The organism is Natrarchaeobius chitinivorans, from assembly GCF_003841505.1.
Taxonomy (GTDB): Archaea; Halobacteriota; Halobacteria; order Halobacteriales; family Natrialbaceae; genus Natrarchaeobius; species Natrarchaeobius chitinivorans.
This window is the reverse complement of sequence record NZ_REGA01000004.1, coordinates 295833-313699: the sequence shown is the minus strand read 5'-3', so window position 1 is coordinate 313699 and position 17867 is coordinate 295833. Positions and strand designations below refer to the sequence as shown.

Genomic DNA, 17867 nt, shown 5'->3' with positions numbered 1-17867 from the left:
GGCACTGTCTAGATGAGAGTTTGAGGAACGAGCAGGTGGTGGCGAGAAGTGTCCAATGCAACTCGCCAACCTGCTCAGAGAGACCTTAGACGTGGATTGTGATGAGGTTTGGGAGAACGAGCGCACCCCGACACCCGTCAGGGTGTTCGCGGTGCGTCTGCATTCGATGGGATTGTCGGTTCGGGAGGTCGTTGCAGTCCTCGAATTACTCGGCGTTGACCGTTCTCACGGCGCAATTTGGAACTGGACGCACAAGCTTTCGGAGGCTCAGAGCGACCCGCCGACGGCGCAGCCGTCGCGGGTCGCGGTCGACGAGAAACAGATCGAGGTAGATGGTGAGAAAAAGTGGCTGTACGCCGCGATCGACACAGAATCAAAGCTTCTGCTCGAAATCGACATCTACAGCCGCCGCGGGACTGACCCCGCGGCGGCGTTCCTGCATCGGCTCACCGAGAAACATGAAATCGACGAGACAGAGTTTCTCGTCGATGCTGGCGGCTATCTGACTGCCCTCGCGCGCCACGAATTGAGCGGTCAACTCAACTACAGCGACCGAAACCACGTCGAAAAGTGGTTTCAGACCGTCTCAATGCGGATCGACCGCTTTCACTCCTTCTGGCGGGGCAGTCCGGCCAGCGCAAGACGCTGGCTCAGACGCTTCAGACACCATTATAACCACGATCGACCGAATCAAGCGCTCAATGGTCGAACACCGGTCGAGGAGGTGCTGAACTAGACAGTGCCCGATATATACATGTGTTGGAGGTTCGATATCATCTCATAGTCCCGCTTAAGTCCCGACGCAATCTGTACGGTGGAACTGCGAAAGAGGTTCGCTATCGTCACACAACTAAACTTGAGGCTTGGTTAGTACTCTCGCAACCAACGACGGTTTGAGTTGAGTCAATCGACACTGCATGACTTGGCTCTCCAATTCAGGCTTGTGAAATCGATTAGTTAAATATAAATGATATTGGTCGTTCCGACACATCTTTAAGGCCAGTATCTATTAACACACTTATGAAAATATCCGTCCTTTCTCATGACCTCTCTCATAACTGCCTTGGGCGTGCATACCTTTTAGCACAACTGCTAGAGCGAAACTACGAAGTCGAAATCGTTGGTCCGACACTGGGGGACGAAATTTGGCTACCAGTCCAAGGTGAATACGATTACAAGAGTGTCGACACAACCTCTTACACTCACAGTTTCGCTCGAGCGGTCCCAAAACTACTAGATTTGATTGAGGGAGACGTGATTCTTGCTTCGAAACCACGGGTTCAAAGTTATGGTGTCGCATTAATTAAAAGACTTCGTGAGCACCGCCCGGTCATACTGGATATTGACGACTGGGAATCAGGTTTCGCGTATGGGCCTGGGAAATTGTTTGGAAAACTGTTTGCATACTCACTGGGGATCCCTAAGGGTATCAAAGTTGACTCGTTCTATTATTACCGAACACTCGAAGCGTTTGCCGGGAGAGCAGACGCCCGAATCGTGTCAAATCACTTCCTTCAGGAGAAGTTTGGTGGGGAAATCATCCCCCACGTCCGGGATACAGACGTTTTCAATTCGGAGCGGTTCGACACGCATAGAGCACGCGAGGAGTTCGATCTCCCTTCCGATGCTCACCTAATTATGTTTTCGGGAACACCCCGGCCACACAAGGGGGTAGAGGACCTCGTCCGCGCGGTTTCCTCACTGGGCCGTGATGGCGTTTGTGTCGTTCTCGTAGGTGCCCATGAGTCCGACTACGTTGAACGCCTTCGCCGTATCGGGGGTGATTCGTTGATCGTTCGTGGCCAACAGCCGTTCGACCAGATTCCAAAATGGATCGCTGCCGCTGACGTAATCACGATTCCACAGCGTAGGATACCCGGTACCGAGGGTCAGATCCCTGCAAAGGTATTCGACGCCATGGCGATGGGAAAGCCGATCGTTGCAACCAATGTCTCGGATCTTCCGACGGTACTGGACGACTGTGGGGTGATAGTTGAACCGGAATCAGTTCCCCAACTCGCTAAGGCTATCGCGAAACTTATTGAAAACGAGGATTATCGTCAAGAATTGGGCCGCCGCGCTCGGGAGCGAAGTGTCATGAAGTACAGTTACGATGCAGCTGCCCCACAGATAGCGGATGTAATCGAAAGCTTGTAACATCGCTTTGAGTAGTACCTGATAGTCACTACTTCTCCCGATGTGACCAATCTCTACTAAATCAATATGTAATCCTATTTGTCAACGTCTGGCATAAGAAGGCTCTTGACCAATGGATATCCGATTCGATCATCGAACCGGTCCGCGACTAACGCATCCTCGGATGTGAATCCGCCAATCAGGCGAAGTCCCATAACGAACGAAAGTACAATGAGTACGGGAAGTGCGATGATGAGCAGGAAACCATCAATTAAATACACAATCACGATACCTACACTGAGCGGGGCCATCCCAATTGTCCACACCCGCACCAATCGCTTAGTAAATGGATGGATTCCACGGAAATAATAAACCTCAATGACCCCAGCTATCCCAGCAACTGTAAGAGCGGTTCCAGTCGCGATTCCTGCTCCAAGAATTCCTAGTTCAGGAACCAGTAACACGTCTAGAGTTGCGTTCACAATGACGAGGACGACTGTGTTTAGCAGGGTGAGACGAGTGTGACCGAGTCCCTCGAGCATCATCCCTTCTGGTCCGAACGAAGCGTTGAGAAGGTATCCGACGGAGAGTGCGGCGACCGCGGTCGCTGCTGCGGTGTACTGATCAGTGAACAAGAGAGAAAGATACGGCTCTGGTGCCAACACGAGTGTCAGAGCGGGAGGGATCGTCAAGATCGTTATCCACCGCGTCGTTAGTCTGAACCGACGCTGAAGGAGTGTGTTATCATTCATATTTTCGGCCACAATCGGTTTGAAAATCGGAGTGATCGCTTGGAGCGCAATAAGTAGATTTGAGGCGAGTAGAAATCCGACCTGATACTGACCTACTTCTTCCGAACCGAGAAAGTATCCAATTACGAAATAATCGATCTGTCCGACAAGTGAATAAATAACTCCTGCAAGGACCAACGGAAGTGAATACGATAATAGCGCACGGTTGGAGACCGAATCCGTTTCTGACTCCTTGAGCCAATCGGACTTATAAATGAAAATTAACAAGCCGATAAACACTGCGAATGTAACCCCAATGAGGTACCCGCCGACCAAACCGATGAGGCCCATCCCAGAGGTTATGAGGACGACAATCGCGACAATTCGGCCTAAGGGATTCAGCAAATCTTTCATTAGAATTCGGTATTCCATTCGTTTGATGCTATTGAAGGACGCAATCAGTATCTTGTAGATCGTTTGAACCGGAATCAATAGCGCAAGTACGGTAAGGGCGATGACCAGTTGAGGTTCGTCAAACACGTCGGCTATAACTGTTCTACCCAAAAGTACGATAACAAATCCAGCTATTGAAGAAAGAATGCCAATTATGAATACATTTCGGAGTGTTCCTTTGGCTTTTCCATACTCAGACTTGTCAAGGAATTGTGGTATAAAGTAATCGACCGATCGGTATATATTTAGACTGACAAATCCTTGGATAAATAGAACGATAGATAGTGTTAGCGTGTAGACTCCGTACTCTGTAGGGGTGACAAGCCGGGTTGCAGTAGCGACGAACAAAAACCCCAGAACCTTTCCTAGAATGTTTCCAAAAAAAGTGACACTTCCTTGTTTAGCGAGGGTGAAAATCCCGCTCTCAGTTTCATCGGCCATACGTTCAGTTGAGGTATCCCATGTTACTCAACCGTTCTTCTAGAGCCTCTTCTTCGCTTTCGTTCCATTCTCGTCTCTCCCCATCTGTCTCGCCGTATTTATTGGTGTACTCAATCGACATGGTTTCCTTAATTTCCTCTGCTATCGCACCTTGCAGCACCTCTCCATCAATCGTTTTCGGGATCGGACACCCGTGGATATGAAGCAGGGTTGGTGCAATGTCCATGATGCTCGCATCCTGTACCGTCCCACAGTCGAAACTCGGCCCTGAAGCGATGAACATGCCGTCAGTGCGATGGTCCCCGGATCTGTCCTGGCCGTACTGTTTCGAGGGAAGAATCAACTGTTCAGAGTGGCCATTTTTTAATGTGTACTCTGGATTCGTGCGAACGATGAGATCCGGAGCATCGTCCACTGTCCATCCGGAATACACCTCGTCACTCCGAGCGACCGTTTCCACAAGTCGTTCATCGGTTTCCGGGTGCTGTATTGAGAGCAACGACTCACGGACCCGTTCGACTACCGCCTCATACTCCTCACGAGTTACTGTCCCCTCCGTGAATCGACCCTTGAGATTGATGAACAGCGCCTGTCCAGACAGGGTGGAAAAGAAGGTTTCCGACTCGTCCCAGATGATGGTTTGATGTCGATTATCCTGAAGCGAATTTCCGAGCTCAAACCAAGAGGCAGGGAGTACCGACTTTACCAAGTCCTGCAGTCCAGCTCGGCCCACCACGTTCCAACCGAACTGAAGTGTCTCTGCCGCGGTTTTGGTGGCGATCCGACTGGGTGAGTCGGGAGCATCTCGCGTGAGGAATCCCTCATCGTCCAACCATTCATCGATATAGATGTCGTATGAGAGTGGGCCGAAGCCATGATCAGAAATAACCAGAATGTCACACTCGTTGCTCGTTTGTTCTATAATCCGACCAATACCCTCGTCAACGGTCTCGTAGTATCGTTCAATGGCGTCGGTATGGGGAGAATTAGGATCATACCGTGGGTGAGATTCGTCTAAGTATTTCCAAAAGTAGTGCTGGATCCGATCACATCCGTCGTAGACAGTCATTGCGAACTCTGTCTCGTGGTCGTCAACCAATTCAAGGAACAGTTCCGTCTGATATTTGGCGACCTCTATGAGATTCTCTTTGAATTTTCTTTCGTTTCCACCCTTGTAGAGGGACTTGTCCTCGAAGAGGTTTTCAGCCGAACCGATCATGCCTCTGAGTGCTTCCGGTTGAACGAAGTCTTCGATGCTGTTCGGTGTCGGGAATCCGCTTACGAGGTATCCATCTACGTCTCCCGGCGGGTATGTGAACGGTACCTTGAATAATCCTGTAGTCGTTCCGTGATCGTTCATGACTGTCCAAAAGGGAGTCGATCGACGATGGGACGCGTTAATAGAGGTACGACGGTACTCCTCGTCGAACGTACTGAAGTCGAAAATACCGTGTTTTCCGGGATTTGTGCCAGTCTGGATTGAGTTCCACGCTGGCGGCGATACAGGGGGTGTGATTGATTCGAGCGGTCCAGAGACACCGGTTTCTTTAAGACGCTCAAGATTGGGCAGTCGTCCATCCTCGATCATGGGATCAACCACGTCCCACTCCCCGCCATCGAGACCAATCACGAGAGTATTCATATTGGGAACCTGATTCAACACATAATGAATCCATTGGTATTGCTTGGTCAAACATGTCCAAAGATGATAGGGAACCAGGATCCACAACACGAATATTTCAATAAAGCTAAAAGCAGCGCACGAGCAGACATCGTATATGATCCAGGATGTTGAGACAAAGCAACTTCAAGTAAACGCGGACGATCGCGGCCACCTTGTCGAAGTGTTCCGCGAGGACTGGGACATGTACGACCCGGACCCGGCGATGACCTACTACTCAATGACCTACCCGGGAATCACCCGCGCCTGGCACAAACACAACCGTGGGCAGGTCGATCACTTCGTTTGCCCCAAAGGCCGAATCAAGGTCGGTATCTACGACGATCGCGAAGATTCACCAACGCAAGGCGAACTCAACACGTTCATTATCGGCGAACACGCACAAAAGGCGATCCGCATTCCGGGTGACTGCTGGCACGGATTCAAGGCGATCGGTGACGAGCCCGCATTCCTCATCAATTTCCCGACGAACCTCTACGATTACGAGGATCCTGACGAGGAGCGACTCCCACCGGATACTGATAAAATACCACTCGATTGGGATGAAGAGCCGAGTGGATAATAACTGAAAGTATATACAGTTGGACTAGAGTAACCGAGACAGTAACCAATGAAAGGTGTCTTGCTGTCAGGTGGAACAGGCTCTCGCCTCCGGCCCATAACCCACACTGGTCCGAAACAGCTCGTCCCAGTCGCGAACAAACCAGTCCTCGAGTACGCGATCGAGGACCTCAAAGACGCAGGTGTGACCGAGATCGGTATCATCCTCGGAAACAAAGGCCGCGAAGAGATTCAGGAACTGCTCGGCGACGGCAGCGCGTACGGCGTCGAGATCACGTACATTATCCAGGGGAATCCACTCGGCCTCGCACACGCGGCCGGCTGTGCCCGCGATTTCGTCGGTGACGATGACTTCGTGATGTATCTCGGGGATAACATCCTCAAGCAGGGGATCGCGGACCTCGTCGAAAGCTTCCAGGCTGGCGACTACGGTGCTGGAATCGCCCTCCAGGAAGTCGATACGCCGGAACAGTTCGGAATCGCCGACGTCGACGACGACGGTACCGTGACGCAACTGATCGAGAAGCCTGACGAGCCGCCGACGAACCTCGCTCTGATCGGCATCTACGTCTTCTCGAACGACGTGTTCGACGTGATCGAACGCCTCGAACCGTCCTGGCGTGGCGAACTCGAGATCACGGATGCGATCCAGATGCTCCTCGATGACGGGCACGCGATCGACTCCCACGTCGTCCACGGCTGGTGGAAAGACACCGGTAAGCCCAAGGACATCCTCGAAGCCAATCGTCTAGTACTAGAAGACGACCACCTCGACCAGGACGGTCGCGTCGGCCCCGACGCTACCGTCGAGGGACGGGTCGCGCTGCACGAGACGGCGGTCATCGAAGACGGTGCAGTCGTCCGCGGGCCGGTTTCGATAGCGGAGAACACAGTTATCGGACCCGGAACGTACGTCGGCCCGTACACGTCCGTCGGCGCGAACTCCAGTCTCGAGGGCGTGCATATGGAAAACAGTGTCGTCATCGGAGATTCGACGATCGAGACGAGCGGCATGATCGTTGATAGTCTCCTCGGACGCGGCGCGAATATCGGTCGTGCCGACGACGAACTCCCGGAAGGTCGGCGACTCGTCGTCGGCGAAAACTCCCAGCTTAAACTCTAACCATGCGCATCATTACGCACACCTGCACGCAGTGTGGTACCGTCGTCTCGGCGAACGAACTGGAGTCGAGTCGGGTGATGAAGTGTCCGGGCCTCAGTTGCGACAACGTGCTCCGATTCGCCGAGCTCCCGGAGGAGGAACGCCGCTTCTTCCTCGAGCACGCCGATCAGTACGAACTGTAGTATCGTCGCGAGCCTGCACTGGGTGAGAGTAAGACAACCATCAGATGCCACGCAGCGATCAACGCGTGGGGGTGTCCTATCTGTCGAACTATGTGTTACTCGGAGACGTCGAACTGCGTCTCAATCGCACGGAGGTCGTCTTCGAGGGTCGGCTGTCGACGCCCTAATTCGTCTTCGACCGCACGGACGTCGAGACACGTATACGCCGGCCGTGGGGCGTCTCTCGAGACGTCTGATCGCTCGCTTTCCTGAATCAGGTCTGCATTTGCACCCTGTAACCGAGCGATTTTGTGCCCAAACTCGTGTGGCGTTACACACGATCGGCTTGCGACGTGGTAGATTCCAGTTGCCTCTGTCTCGAGAAAGTCGAGGATCGTTGCTGCAGCCTGTCCTGCTCGAGTCGGTGTGAACTGCTGGTCGACGAACAACGGGACGTCATCGCCCGCACGGAGCGTCTCACGGACCCAAGCGGGAAAGCCAACCAGTTCGGTTGTATCACCACGAACGCCGTAGACGAACGAGAGACGAAGAATAAGCGATGCAGCATCGGTCTCCTGGACGTTCTGCTCACCCTGGAGTTTCGATTCACCGTACACCTGGATCGGATTCGTCGGTTCGGATTCAGTGTAGGGCTCCGTTGCAGTGCCATCGAAAACGTAGTCCGTCGAAATGTGGACAAACTGGATATCGCGGGCCGCACAGACGCCAGCGAGTTCACCGGGTGCAGTCCCGTTGATCGCGGCCGCAGTCGCTTCGCTCGTTTCACAGCCGTCGACATCGGTGAGTGCAGCACAGTTGACGACAGTATCAGGCTGATAGGTATCGAGTAGCGATCGAAACGCGGCCGTGTCGCGGATATTGTGGTGCTCGAGTTGGATCTCGAAATCGGGTGCGGTCGAGTGATAAGTTCCCACAGTAGCGATCGAACGATCGAGACACCGCCTGACAAGTGCGCTTCCGAGTAAGCCACCGGCGCCGAGAACAAGTACGTCCATGTACACACTGGTTTTCCGAAACTGTAAATATATGCTGGGATACACGTGGGTGTATGCAAATACTCGTTACCGGTGGTGCGGGTTTCATCGGTTCCAACTACGTCCGATTTCTACTCGAAAACCGCGAGGACGATGTCGTCACGCTCGATGCGTTGACCTACGCGGGCTCACTCGACAACCTCGACGGCGTACTTGATCATCCCCGCCACGAATTTGTCGAGGGAAGTATCTGTGACGCTGACCTCGTCGAAGACCTCGTCGCGGACGCGGATACGATCGTCAATTTCGCGGCCGAATCCCACGTCGACCGATCGATCGACGGCGCGCAGTCGTTCGTCAGGACGAACGTCGAAGGAACCCAGACGCTGCTCGAAGCCGCGGTAGATGCAGATATCGATCGCTTTCTCCAGATCTCGACTGACGAGGTGTACGGCCAAATTCTCGATGGCATCTTCAGCGAGGACGACCGGCTGAATCCGCGGAACCCGTACGCTGCGACGAAAGCCAGTGCCGACTTGCTGGCAAAAAGTTACGGGACAACGCACGGGCTCCCCGTGCTGATCACGCGCACGTGTAACAACTTTGGTCCACGCCAACACACGGAGAAACTCATTCCGAAGTTTATCCGAAACGCCGCTGCAGGCGACGAGCTGCCCGTCTACGGCGACGGATCGAACGTTCGCGAGTGGATTTACGTCGAGGATAACTGCAGCGCACTCGATGTGGTACTCCGCGAGGGCGAGCCGGGCGAGATATACAACATCGGCTCCGGCGAAGAGCGAACGAACCTCGAAGTGACGGAAGCGATCCTCGATGCTGTTGGTGGCTCGGACGACCAGATCACGTTCGTTGAGGACCGTGCCGGGCACGATCAGCGCTATGCCCTCGAGACGGACAAGATCGAACGCCTCGGCTGGGAACCGCAGTGGTCCTTCGAGGACGGACTGGAGCAGACGGTCGACTATCACCGTCCATGAGATCGATAGATGGATAAGAACGACCGCTGGGTGCCTTCGGACGAGTGGGAAGTTATTGTCGACAATATGCCGATCGTCTCGGTCGACTTGATCGTCAAATACGAGGGCGGTGTCCTCCTCGGGTTGCGCGAGAACGAGCCGGCGAAAGGCGAGTGGTTCGTCCCAGGCGGCACCGTGCTCAAGAACGAGCGGTTGACGGAGGCCGTCCAGCGAGTCGCCGAAACGGAGCTAGGCTGTGAGGTAGCGATTCAAGAAGAACTCGGGGTATTCGAGCACTTCTACGACACCTCCGAAATCGACGGTGTCGATAGCAACCACTACGTTGCCAATGCGTTCGTCGTCGAACCGGTCTCCGGTCAGCAGGTATCGGTATCCGACGACCAACACAGCCAACTTCGGGTGTTCGAACCTCCCTTCGAGGACCTCCACCCATACGTTCATCAGTATCTCGAACAGATTGCGTAGCCGAAAAAAGGATCTCGGCGACGGGCTAGAGTGCGAAAACGAGATAATCGAGAAGCAGTAGAACCGATCGCCTACATATACCCGAGATCCCGGAGCCGCTCCATCAGATCCTCTTTATCTTGCGCTCGCCCCGCACGCTCGGTCCTCTCTTCGAGATCCTGCAACCAGGCGGGCTCTTCGGTTGTCTTCTCTGTGCCCACTTCGCTCCCGAGCGATCGGAACCCAGCAAAGTACTTCGGCGAAATCGGCACGTCACCCTGCTCGACACCCTCTGGCAGGTCGTCGGCAGACTGTGCCACGTACCCATCCTCGAGGGAACACGTCCACAGTATCCGGCCACCACGTAGTTTCAGAACACGTCCCAGCCGTCACCTTCGTCGAACTGGACGACCGACTGGACGCGATCGTGAGGCGGGGTGATGTCGGGGTCTGTCGCAGTGAGAAGAACGACTCATTGGCGCGGGCGTCCTGTTGTCCCAGCGGCCGCCCGAGATGACGCTGGCGATTTCGTACGCCTCGAGCGCGTTGGTGAGCGCGACAGTCATCAGGAGGTGGTTGCCGACGTACGTCTCGAGCGGGAACGCCCCGTTCTCGTACTCGAGAATGTCGCGAACGTGGTGCTGGTTGTGCTCCAGGAACTCCGCGACCGAAATCACCTCATCCGGGTCGAGACCATGGTCGTCGACGTATGCCCCGATGCCCTCGCTGCGCGCATATAGGAGGCCCCACGCGTCGGCCTAGTGGTCGGCGAAGCCGGAGATCTCGTCGAAAGACTGGGAGTGATCGATGTACATCCGATCGGCTTCTCGTCGCCCAACTCCGCCGCGACCTGGTTGATGAAGTACAGTGTCAGTGTCGAATCTTTGCCGCGGGTCCACATCACGGCCGGGTTCTCGTACTCCTCGAGAGCATGCACGAGGTCGCTGCCACCGAACGTGCGTACACGTCGACGGTCTACGGCGAGGCACCTCGTCCGACGCCCGAAGCCTACGCGCCGCTCGAGCCGATCAGTGCCTACGAAGCGAGCAAACTCGCCGTCGAAGGCTTCGACGCACGCCCACTCATACGACCTAACCGTCCGACCGTGCCGCTTTGTGACCAACGGCGGGTCGAGTCTCCGAGGAGCCCTCATCCCCGGCACTGTCTAGTTCAGTACCTCCTCAGTTGGCGTTCGGCCATCGAGTGCTTGATTCGGCCGATCGTGGTTGTAGTGGTGTCTGAAGCGTCTGAGCCAGCGTCTTGCGCTTGCTTGACTGCCGCGCCAGAAAGAGTGAAAGCGGTCAATCCGCATTGAGACGGTCTGAAACCACTTTTCGACGGTGTTTCGCTCACTGTAATTGAGCTGACCGCTCAATTCGTGGCGCGCGAGGGCAGTCAGATAGCCGCCAGCATCGACGAGAAACTCTGTCTCGTCGAGATCGTGTTTCTCGGTGAGGCGGTGCAGGAACGCCGCCGCGGGGTCAGTCCCGCGGCGGCTGAAGACGTCGATTTCCAGCAATAGTTTCGATTCTGTGTCGATCGCGGCGTACAACCACTTCTTTTCGCCGTCTACTTCGATCTGTTTCTCGTCGACCGCGACCCGCGACGGCTGCGCTGTCGGCGGGTCGCTCTGCTCCTCTGATAGTTTGTGTGTCCAGTTCCAGATTGCGCCGTGAGAACGGTCAATACCGAGTAATTCGAGCACTGCGACGACCTCCCGAACTGACAGTCCCATCGAATGGAGACGCACCCCGAACACCCTGACGGGTGTCGGGGTGCGCTCGTTCTCCCAAACCTCATCACAGTCCACGTCTAAGCTCTCTTTGAGCAGGTTGGCGAGTTGCATGGACACTTCTCGCCACCACCTGCTCATTCCTCAAACTCTCATCTAGACAGTGCCTCATCCCCGATTTCATCGAGAAACTGACCGGAGACCCAGCGATGCTGCCCGTCCCTGAGTGAGAGAGGGACCGCTTGCAACCTATCCCCGTGGGACACGACCCACGACCTCCGTCACTCGTCTCGCGGATATCGTCAGGGCGGTACTCGATCTCAACCAGACGCACGAACACACCGACGGCAATCGAAGCTGGACCGGCGACGTGCCGAAGATGCGCCTGGCGATCCAGAAACTCTCGGCTGGGAACCCGACGACGAAAGCGACGCTGCAGTTCGCCGATCGGATCGCTGCTCTCGGGTTAGAAGCCTGAAAATCGCAAACCCGAACTGAGTTCTGGTCAACCGCTCTCAGAAGGATTTGTCCTATCAGTCGCTGTCGTTCGAAAGCTGTTGTTGTGGGCCGAGCAACGCACCTGCGAGATCGAACCCCGTGATCGAGGTGGTGGGGCCGATGATCGATCGCTGAATGGTTGCGTCTTCGATCGTTGCCTCCGGAAAGACTACCGCGTTCTCGAGCGCAACATTAACGAGAGTGGCACCCTCCATCACGTGGGTGTTCTCGCCGACCGTCGTGTTCTTGAGTGAGGCGGATGGGTGGATGCACGACTCCCCATCCAGATGCCACGCGACGGCATCGAGATAGCTTTCGGGCGTACCGATATCGAACCACGCATCTTCGAACGTATACGCATATGTCGGTTCACGGGTTTGCAGCCACTGGACGAACCACCCGGGTTCATCGGGGTTATTCCCTTCCTCCAGATACGTTGGGAACAACGAAAGCGTTTCTTGGGGAAAAGCATAACAAGCGATCGAGACCAGCGTACTGTTCGGGTCGGCAGGTTTCTCTTGAAAGTCGATAACACGGTCGCCCTTGAGGTCGACCAAACCATAGGATTTTGCCTGTTCACGGGAGCCGACATCGTAGGCAGCAAGCGTCGGCCTATCTTTTTTCTGGGAATAATCGATAAAGTCAGAAATGTCAAAGCTGATCAGGTTGTCTCCCGCTATGACCAGCAAATCGTCGGTGATATTCTCCCGATCGATCAGCTGTGCCAGGGCCCCAACGACGCCGAACTTCTCGTCTTCATCAGTCGTCTCCTCGATCGAGAGTTGTGGTTTGTTGAACTTGCTCTCCGCGAGGTGTGATTCGAAATCAGATGCAAATCTCTCGTTCGTACTGACATAAACTTCGTCGATGCGATTATCTTCTTCAAGTTCGGCGAAGATACGATCTACTACCGTTGTCTCTCCGATTGGGAGAAACATCTTCGGACGGTGTTTTGTGATCGGCCAGAGGCGAGTTGCGTATCCGCCAGCAAGGACGATTGCCTTCATCTAATGCATCCTCCGGGTATACTTCGGTAACTATCATCCCGGTTCCGCTCACATCCCCCAGAAGATATCAGTCTCATTTTCATCTCACAGCCATTCTTTTGACAGCTGATTATCTCTAATACCGTAACAAATAGATGACGAATATGTGGACCGGGGGCAATCGTCCTGCGTGCTGGAGTTGGTTCGGTTACAGCACGCTTGGTGGTGTAGACGACACAGATCAGGGTGATTTCAGAAAATTATCTCGAGAGGCACTAGACGATGCGAGTCCGCAGTCGCGAGGGACATCATACGTGAGGGAAGCCTCATCCACAGTAACTTCTCAAGGCCGAGAAAGGATTAAATGCCAGATCTTCTTCATGTATCTCATGAGGGGGGGATGGGACGCTACAGACACGCTTTCACTGTCAACGGTGGCTGAAGACCACCAAATCAGAGCCGGCGCGAAAGCACGCATCACAACTGCTGACTGTGTGCTGCTCGTCCAGGAGCGCCACGCCGATGGCTCGCCGTTTTGGACGCTCCCCGGCGGTGGTGTGATGCCGGACGAGTCCCTAACTCAAGGACTTCGCCGTGAACTACGTGAAGAACTCGACTGTCCAATCACGATCGGCACTCCTCGTGAGACCGTCTGGTACGCCCACGCGTCCGATACGCACACGCTTACTGCCTATCGCATTTTCGACTGTTACCTCCTGTCGGACCCGCGGCCGAACTTCGCTGAGGGAATCAGCGACTACCAGTGGGTGCCACGTGATGCGGTCCCACCCACCACTCTCCCGCAATTCCGATTTGTGCTCTAATACTTGCTCCCGGATGGTCTCCAGCTGGATTTGACCTATTGTGATTGATTTCAGCTTCCACATCGCCTGAACACGGGCCGAAAATGCGCAACCGAAGTCCCGCCGGATTCGCTGCCCACATTTGAATAACTACCCGCTCGCGTAGTAGTGGGCGCGGACGGCCAGGCGGTATATATAATGGGGCGCGAAGAGATCCACCCAGACACAGGTTTACAGCGCGTGCAGGTCGGCTTGAGATTTGGAGTCGGATCAGAATCCGAATCGGATGACATGGGCGACGACGACCAGTCCTCGAGTGGCACGCAGTCGGCGACCGAAGCCATCCGGTCCGGTCAGCCTCCTCGGCAAGCCGATGGCGGGTTCTGTCGGAGCGACGGTTCCCCAGCATTCCATCGCCCAGACGGGGTCGCCGCTGACGCCGGTGGCGACGTTCCCTATGATATTCTCTCGATTGCGAGACCGTTTGGAAGGGGAACTCTCGGGCCTCTCCTGTAGTGTTTGGGTGGTCGTGAAAATCGTCCCACATGCCCGCGAGCGGTCGGGTTTCAACGTCGTCACCGAAATCCACCAGCGGCGCTCGCTGGGGGGTCGACCTGTCTGACTTCGACCGGAATCGCATGTTCCTCATGGAGTGACTCGAGCAACTCGAGCGGTCGACGGTTGGTCGACTTCAGTGTCCGCCTCGGCGTCGTAGCGTAGTATCATTCACTCGAGTGTATTTGAAATCGGCTGCATGCTCACGTCGTGAGGTCTGTGCCACGAGCGGTGGCTTGCTCGTCGTCACCACCGATGCTCGCAGACGTCCCTAGTTGTACGCTGGGAACGAATTTCACCCATTTTTACGTCCCTCGAGAACACCGTTAAACGAATGTGGCCACTCGGACACGCTGCGATCGCGTACATCTGCTACTCGATCTACGCACGAACATCGCTTGAGCGCCCACCCGTCCACCGTCCAATTCTGGCGGTTATCGTCGGCAGTCAGTTCCCCGATCTCGTTGACAAGCCACTGGCGTGGTACCTAGGCGTACTCCCAACGGGACGAACGCTCGCTCATTCGCTGCTCGTCCTAGTTCCACTGACGATCACCGTCTACATCCTTGCCGACCGATACGGGTTCACGCTCGCCGGGATTGCCTTCGGCATCGGCGCACTCTCACACGCCCTCGTTGATGCGGCCCCTGCGCTGTGGGGTGGGACGGATCCCGGCTTTTTGCTCTGGCCTGTCGTCCCGGTCGAATCGTACGAGAACGGTGCGCCGACCGTGACCGAACTCTTCCTGGCCTCCCTGAACGACCCGTACTTCCTCTCGGAGTTCGTCTTCGCCGCGATTGCCCTCGTCCTATGGCGTCGTGACGGCTATCCAGGACTGGCCCCAATCAACGCCGCGCTATCCCGATCTTCGACGGCTGAGCAGCGCCCTTGAGCAAATGAGGAGAGCCCGCCACAGTGGTGGCCACAACACGTCGGTCTCCCATGCCGGGAGCGAACTCCCCACCCCGTGGCTTCTCTTTCCACCCCCCACCACGACATGCATGCGCCACCGTGTATCACTGGCAGCCGGTGTTCTCATGGCTCTCGCGGTCTTCACGTGGCATGTGGGCCCACTTCTGGATACACGGTTGCCACCGAACCACTCATCGTCGCCTATGCCGGCCTGTCGTCTGCCTCTGGAGCACTAACCTTCGCGGTCGGTCACCGCTTCGGGCCGCGTGGGATCGCAGCGACCGACCAACCGACCACCGATGAATCAACTGATCCACAGGCAGCCCACCGTCGATGACGCACCTGTAGAAGCGAACTCGACCAACTGCGGGCAGAATCCTGAGACCGCCTCCGTACGCACTCTGTGACCGCCAGACCAATCCAGCCGGCGACAACACAGCAGCACGACACGACCACTGGATAGTACTGGGTTCCGCGTTAGCGGTACTCTCGGACCTCAACAAAGGAGTTCGATCCGCTAGCCGCGACCCATTCAGTACAGTGCTTGATGTCGTCGGTGAACAGGACGACTTCATCGGGTTCGGCTGCATTCTCGATGTGGAGTGCTGCAACCACGAGAGACCGGCGCCCCGACTGGTCCGATTCGGCTTGCTGGCCCGTAGTGGTGGGATCGCAATCGCTCATATCGTACTGGGTGACGGCTGGAAGCGTTAGTGTTCTGGCCGCGTTCGTTCACTGAGTATCGCCGTGGCACTGAACTCGAGTATGTGAATACGGCGGACGGGGTCAAACTCATGCTCGCGGACGGCGCATGGTTGGGAGTCCGCTCTCGGGACCGAACCTGTCATGCGGGTCTACGCCGAAGCGACCGACCACGACCGCGTCCCCACGGTACTCGATGCCGGCGAAAAGCTGGTGCGAGCCGAGTTCTGCCGGGTCTGTGATCGGCCCACCCGCCGCTACGCACACCACATCTCGTCACTCCACAACACGCTTCAACACAGGAATCAGTATCCCCGCTCACCTGCGCTTATCGATCGACCGCACTCAGGAAAAACGACGAGAACACCGTCTGCATCCCAAGCACGATCGCGGTAAACGCCCCAAGCGCACCTATTGTGAACGCGAGCGACCCGAACCCACTCGAGACCCACTGATACACCAATAACCCAGCGTACAGCCCGCCGACTCCACACACGAGCAACCCGGCGGTGGCTCCGCGCTCGAGCGACAACGATCCTATCACACGCCTTGTAATCGGATCGGAGGGTTTCTGAATCGGGTCGCTCGCCACGGCGGCGAAGACGCCCAGACTCGAGACCTGATATCCGATAATGGCCAGCAAACTCCCGGCGATCATGGAGTGGATGCCGAGATTCACGCCGCTTACGGATACCCCGCTTGCTGCCGTTCCCATCACGAGTACCCCGAACACACCTAACACCAATCCGGGAACCAAAAACAGATAGCCGGGCGCGTTCACGAGCATAAATCGGACGTGTCGCCAGCCGTCTTTGAAGCTCTCGAGTGTCTCCTCGCCTTCGCGCTCGTGATACACGATCGGGGTCTCGACGATGTCCAGCCCCTTCGCGCCGGCTTCCATAATCATCTCGGAGGCGAACTCCATCCCTGAGGTCTCGAGATCCATCGTCTCGTAGGCCTCGCGGGTGAAGATCCGGAAGCCGCTGTGGGCGTCGCTGACTCCGGCCCCGTAGAAGGCGTTCAAAAACCTCGTCAGTAGCGGGTTCCCGACGTACTGGTGCAAGGTCGGCATCGCGCCGGGCCTGATCTCGCCCTCTAAGCGACTGCCCATCACCATATCCGCCCCGGTTGTCTCGAGTTCGGCCAGTAACCGCGGAATTTCCCTGAAGTCGTAGGTCGTATCGGCGTCGCCCATCGCGATGTACTCGCCGCGCGCTCGCTCGAACGCGTAGCGGTAGGCGTAGCCGTAGCCGCCCTCGTCGGGTTCGACGACGATCGCCCCTAACTCGCGTGCGATCTCCGGGGTGCGATCCGTCGAACTGTCGCTGACGATGATCTCCGTCCGGAGCTGGAGTTCCTCGATCCCCTCTTTGATCCACTCGATGCACGTTTCGATCCCCGCCTCTTCGTTGAGCGTCGGCATGACGACGGTCAGTTCCGGATCGAACTCGCTCGTCCGATCTACCAGTAACTCGTCGGCCGACTGCGTGCCGATCACCTGCCCCCCGCGTTCAGGCTGGAGAGATTCCCCCTCGTGTGATTTCGATCTGGAAGACATAATTATGGAGCTAACTGTCCAGTTTGCTGGTGGTTTCGATGCAGACCTAATAATAGTAGCTATTCAAATGTTCCGTAGCAAGGATATTTTTGCCGAATGCATACAAACATCAACACCACTAACCGACTATCAAATCACAATCGTCCACGGTTGGCCCAAATGTTTATTGCATATGGATGACGTGTATTCGCTGTAATGGAACAGCTCGTGGAAAGTGAGCCGTCGGCTGGAACCGTCGTCGACGCGCTCGTCGGGGGGAACTGTTCGTACTGTGAGGACGGAACGCTGGTCCGGGACTCCTACAAAGGAAACGCTGCTGCTGTCTGTGACTGCTGTGAGACGCCTGCGGTGCAGGTCTGGGACGACGACCGAGCGTAGGGATCCGACCACGATATCG

At 55.9% G+C, this 17867-nt stretch carries 17 protein-coding genes and 4 pseudogenes; 13 read left to right on the top strand and 8 right to left on the bottom strand.

Annotation, left to right across the window (positions count from 1 at the left end):
- Positions 1-55: 55 nt before the first annotated feature.
- Together EA473_RS07540 and EA473_RS07535 are read left to right on the top strand one after the other, a co-directional pair.
- On the top strand, positions 56-736 hold the full coding sequence (locus tag EA473_RS07540; protein ID WP_124195045.1) for an IS6 family transposase: 681 nt from the start codon (positions 56-58) through the stop codon (positions 734-736).
- Positions 737-1020: 284 nt separating this feature from the next.
- A complete protein-coding gene (locus EA473_RS07535) occupies positions 1021-2157 on the top strand; it encodes a glycosyltransferase family 4 protein (protein WP_124195044.1) in 1137 nt (378 codons plus the stop codon).
- A 74-nt stretch (positions 2158-2231) separates the two neighbouring features.
- Here EA473_RS07535 and EA473_RS07530 read toward each other — a convergent pair whose 3' ends face one another.
- Positions 2232-3761, bottom strand: a complete 1530-nt coding sequence (locus EA473_RS07530; RefSeq protein ID WP_124195043.1) for an oligosaccharide flippase family protein — start codon at positions 3759-3761, stop codon at positions 2232-2234.
- Positions 3762-3765: 4 nt separating this feature from the next.
- On the bottom strand, positions 3766-5403 hold the full coding sequence (locus EA473_RS07525; RefSeq protein WP_124195042.1) for an alkaline phosphatase family protein: 1638 nt from the start codon (positions 5401-5403) through the stop codon (positions 3766-3768).
- A gap of 136 nt (positions 5404-5539) precedes the next feature.
- On the opposite strand from EA473_RS07525, the gene EA473_RS07520 reads away from it, so the two are divergent.
- Genes EA473_RS07520 through EA473_RS07510 form a run of 3 tightly spaced genes read left to right on the top strand, consistent with a single transcriptional unit; the run spans position 5540 to position 7308 of the window.
- Positions 5540-6004, top strand: a complete 465-nt coding sequence (locus EA473_RS07520) for a dTDP-4-dehydrorhamnose 3,5-epimerase family protein (RefSeq protein WP_124195041.1) — start codon at positions 5540-5542, stop codon at positions 6002-6004.
- A gap of 48 nt (positions 6005-6052) precedes the next feature.
- On the top strand, positions 6053-7126 hold the full coding sequence (locus tag EA473_RS07515; RefSeq protein WP_124195040.1) for a glucose-1-phosphate thymidylyltransferase: 1074 nt from the start codon (positions 6053-6055) through the stop codon (positions 7124-7126).
- Positions 7127-7128: 2 nt separating this feature from the next.
- Complete coding sequence (locus EA473_RS07510; RefSeq protein WP_124195039.1) at positions 7129-7308, top strand: hypothetical protein; 180 nt, start codon at positions 7129-7131, stop codon at positions 7306-7308.
- A 95-nt stretch (positions 7309-7403) separates the two neighbouring features.
- Here EA473_RS07510 and rfbD read toward each other — a convergent pair whose 3' ends face one another.
- Positions 7404-8303, bottom strand: a complete 900-nt coding sequence (gene rfbD / locus EA473_RS07505; protein WP_124195038.1) for a dTDP-4-dehydrorhamnose reductase — start codon at positions 8301-8303, stop codon at positions 7404-7406.
- 53 nt (positions 8304-8356) lie between these two features.
- Between rfbD and rfbB the strand changes: the two genes are divergently transcribed.
- A complete protein-coding gene (gene rfbB / locus EA473_RS07500; protein WP_124195037.1) occupies positions 8357-9280 on the top strand; it encodes a dTDP-glucose 4,6-dehydratase in 924 nt (307 codons plus the stop codon).
- Between the two features lie 9 nt (positions 9281-9289).
- The gene (locus EA473_RS07495) at positions 9290-9745 is read left to right on the top strand and encodes a GDP-mannose mannosyl hydrolase (RefSeq protein WP_124195036.1); all 456 of its coding nucleotides are present in this window, start codon (positions 9290-9292) and stop codon (positions 9743-9745) included.
- A gap of 71 nt (positions 9746-9816) precedes the next feature.
- Here EA473_RS07495 and EA473_RS07490 read toward each other — a convergent pair.
- Positions 9817-10652: pseudogene (locus tag EA473_RS07490) on the bottom strand (phosphoadenosine phosphosulfate reductase family protein); the annotation flags it as partial.
- Between EA473_RS07490 and EA473_RS22735 the strand changes: the two are divergent.
- Positions 10644-10881: pseudogene (locus EA473_RS22735) on the top strand (UDP-glucose 4-epimerase); the annotation flags it as partial. The pseudogenes EA473_RS07490 and EA473_RS22735 sit on opposite strands and share 9 nt — an antisense overlap.
- Before the next feature lie 8 nt (positions 10882-10889).
- Here the strand turns inward: EA473_RS22735 and EA473_RS07480 are convergent.
- Entirely contained in the window at positions 10890-11570 is a 681-nt protein-coding gene (locus EA473_RS07480; protein WP_124195035.1) for an IS6 family transposase, read from the bottom strand.
- A 38-nt stretch (positions 11571-11608) separates the two neighbouring features.
- Here EA473_RS07480 and EA473_RS07475 point away from each other — a divergent pair.
- Positions 11609-11954, top strand: a pseudogene (locus tag EA473_RS07475) (hypothetical protein); the annotation flags it as partial.
- A gap of 35 nt (positions 11955-11989) precedes the next feature.
- Here the strand turns inward: EA473_RS07475 and EA473_RS07470 are convergent.
- Positions 11990-12961 (bottom strand): sugar phosphate nucleotidyltransferase, encoded by a 972-nt coding sequence (locus EA473_RS07470; protein WP_124195033.1) that lies wholly within the window; start codon positions 12959-12961, stop codon positions 11990-11992.
- Positions 12962-13095: 134 nt separating this feature from the next.
- Here EA473_RS07470 and EA473_RS23215 point away from each other — a divergent pair, with 134 nt between their 5' ends.
- Both EA473_RS23215 and EA473_RS07460 read left to right on the top strand, forming a co-directional pair.
- A complete protein-coding gene (locus EA473_RS23215) occupies positions 13096-13764 on the top strand; it encodes an NUDIX hydrolase (RefSeq protein WP_394341301.1) in 669 nt (222 codons plus the stop codon).
- Positions 13765-14632: 868 nt separating this feature from the next.
- Positions 14633-15190, top strand: coding sequence for a metal-dependent hydrolase (locus EA473_RS07460; protein ID WP_124195032.1), 558 nt, complete (start codon positions 14633-14635; stop codon positions 15188-15190).
- 497 nt (positions 15191-15687) lie between these two features.
- Here the strand turns inward: EA473_RS07460 and EA473_RS07455 are convergent, their stop codons facing one another.
- Positions 15688-15894: a hypothetical protein gene (locus tag EA473_RS07455; protein ID WP_124195031.1), complete on the bottom strand. Its 207-nt coding sequence runs from the start codon at positions 15892-15894 to the stop codon at positions 15688-15690.
- Between the two features lie 65 nt (positions 15895-15959).
- Between EA473_RS07455 and EA473_RS22730 the strand changes: the two are divergent.
- A pseudogene (locus EA473_RS22730) lies at positions 15960-16128 on the top strand (phosphoglucomutase/phosphomannomutase family protein); the annotation flags it as partial.
- Between the two features lie 112 nt (positions 16129-16240).
- Here EA473_RS22730 and EA473_RS07445 read toward each other — a convergent pair.
- The gene (locus tag EA473_RS07445; protein WP_124195030.1) at positions 16241-17470 is read right to left on the bottom strand and encodes a glycosyltransferase family 2 protein; all 1230 of its coding nucleotides are present in this window, start codon (positions 17468-17470) and stop codon (positions 16241-16243) included.
- A 195-nt stretch (positions 17471-17665) separates the two neighbouring features.
- On the opposite strand from EA473_RS07445, the gene EA473_RS07440 reads away from it, so the two are divergent.
- Entirely contained in the window at positions 17666-17848 is a 183-nt protein-coding gene (locus tag EA473_RS07440; RefSeq protein ID WP_124195029.1) for an HVO_A0556 family zinc finger protein, read from the top strand.
- The last annotated feature ends 19 nt before the right edge of the window (positions 17849-17867 follow it).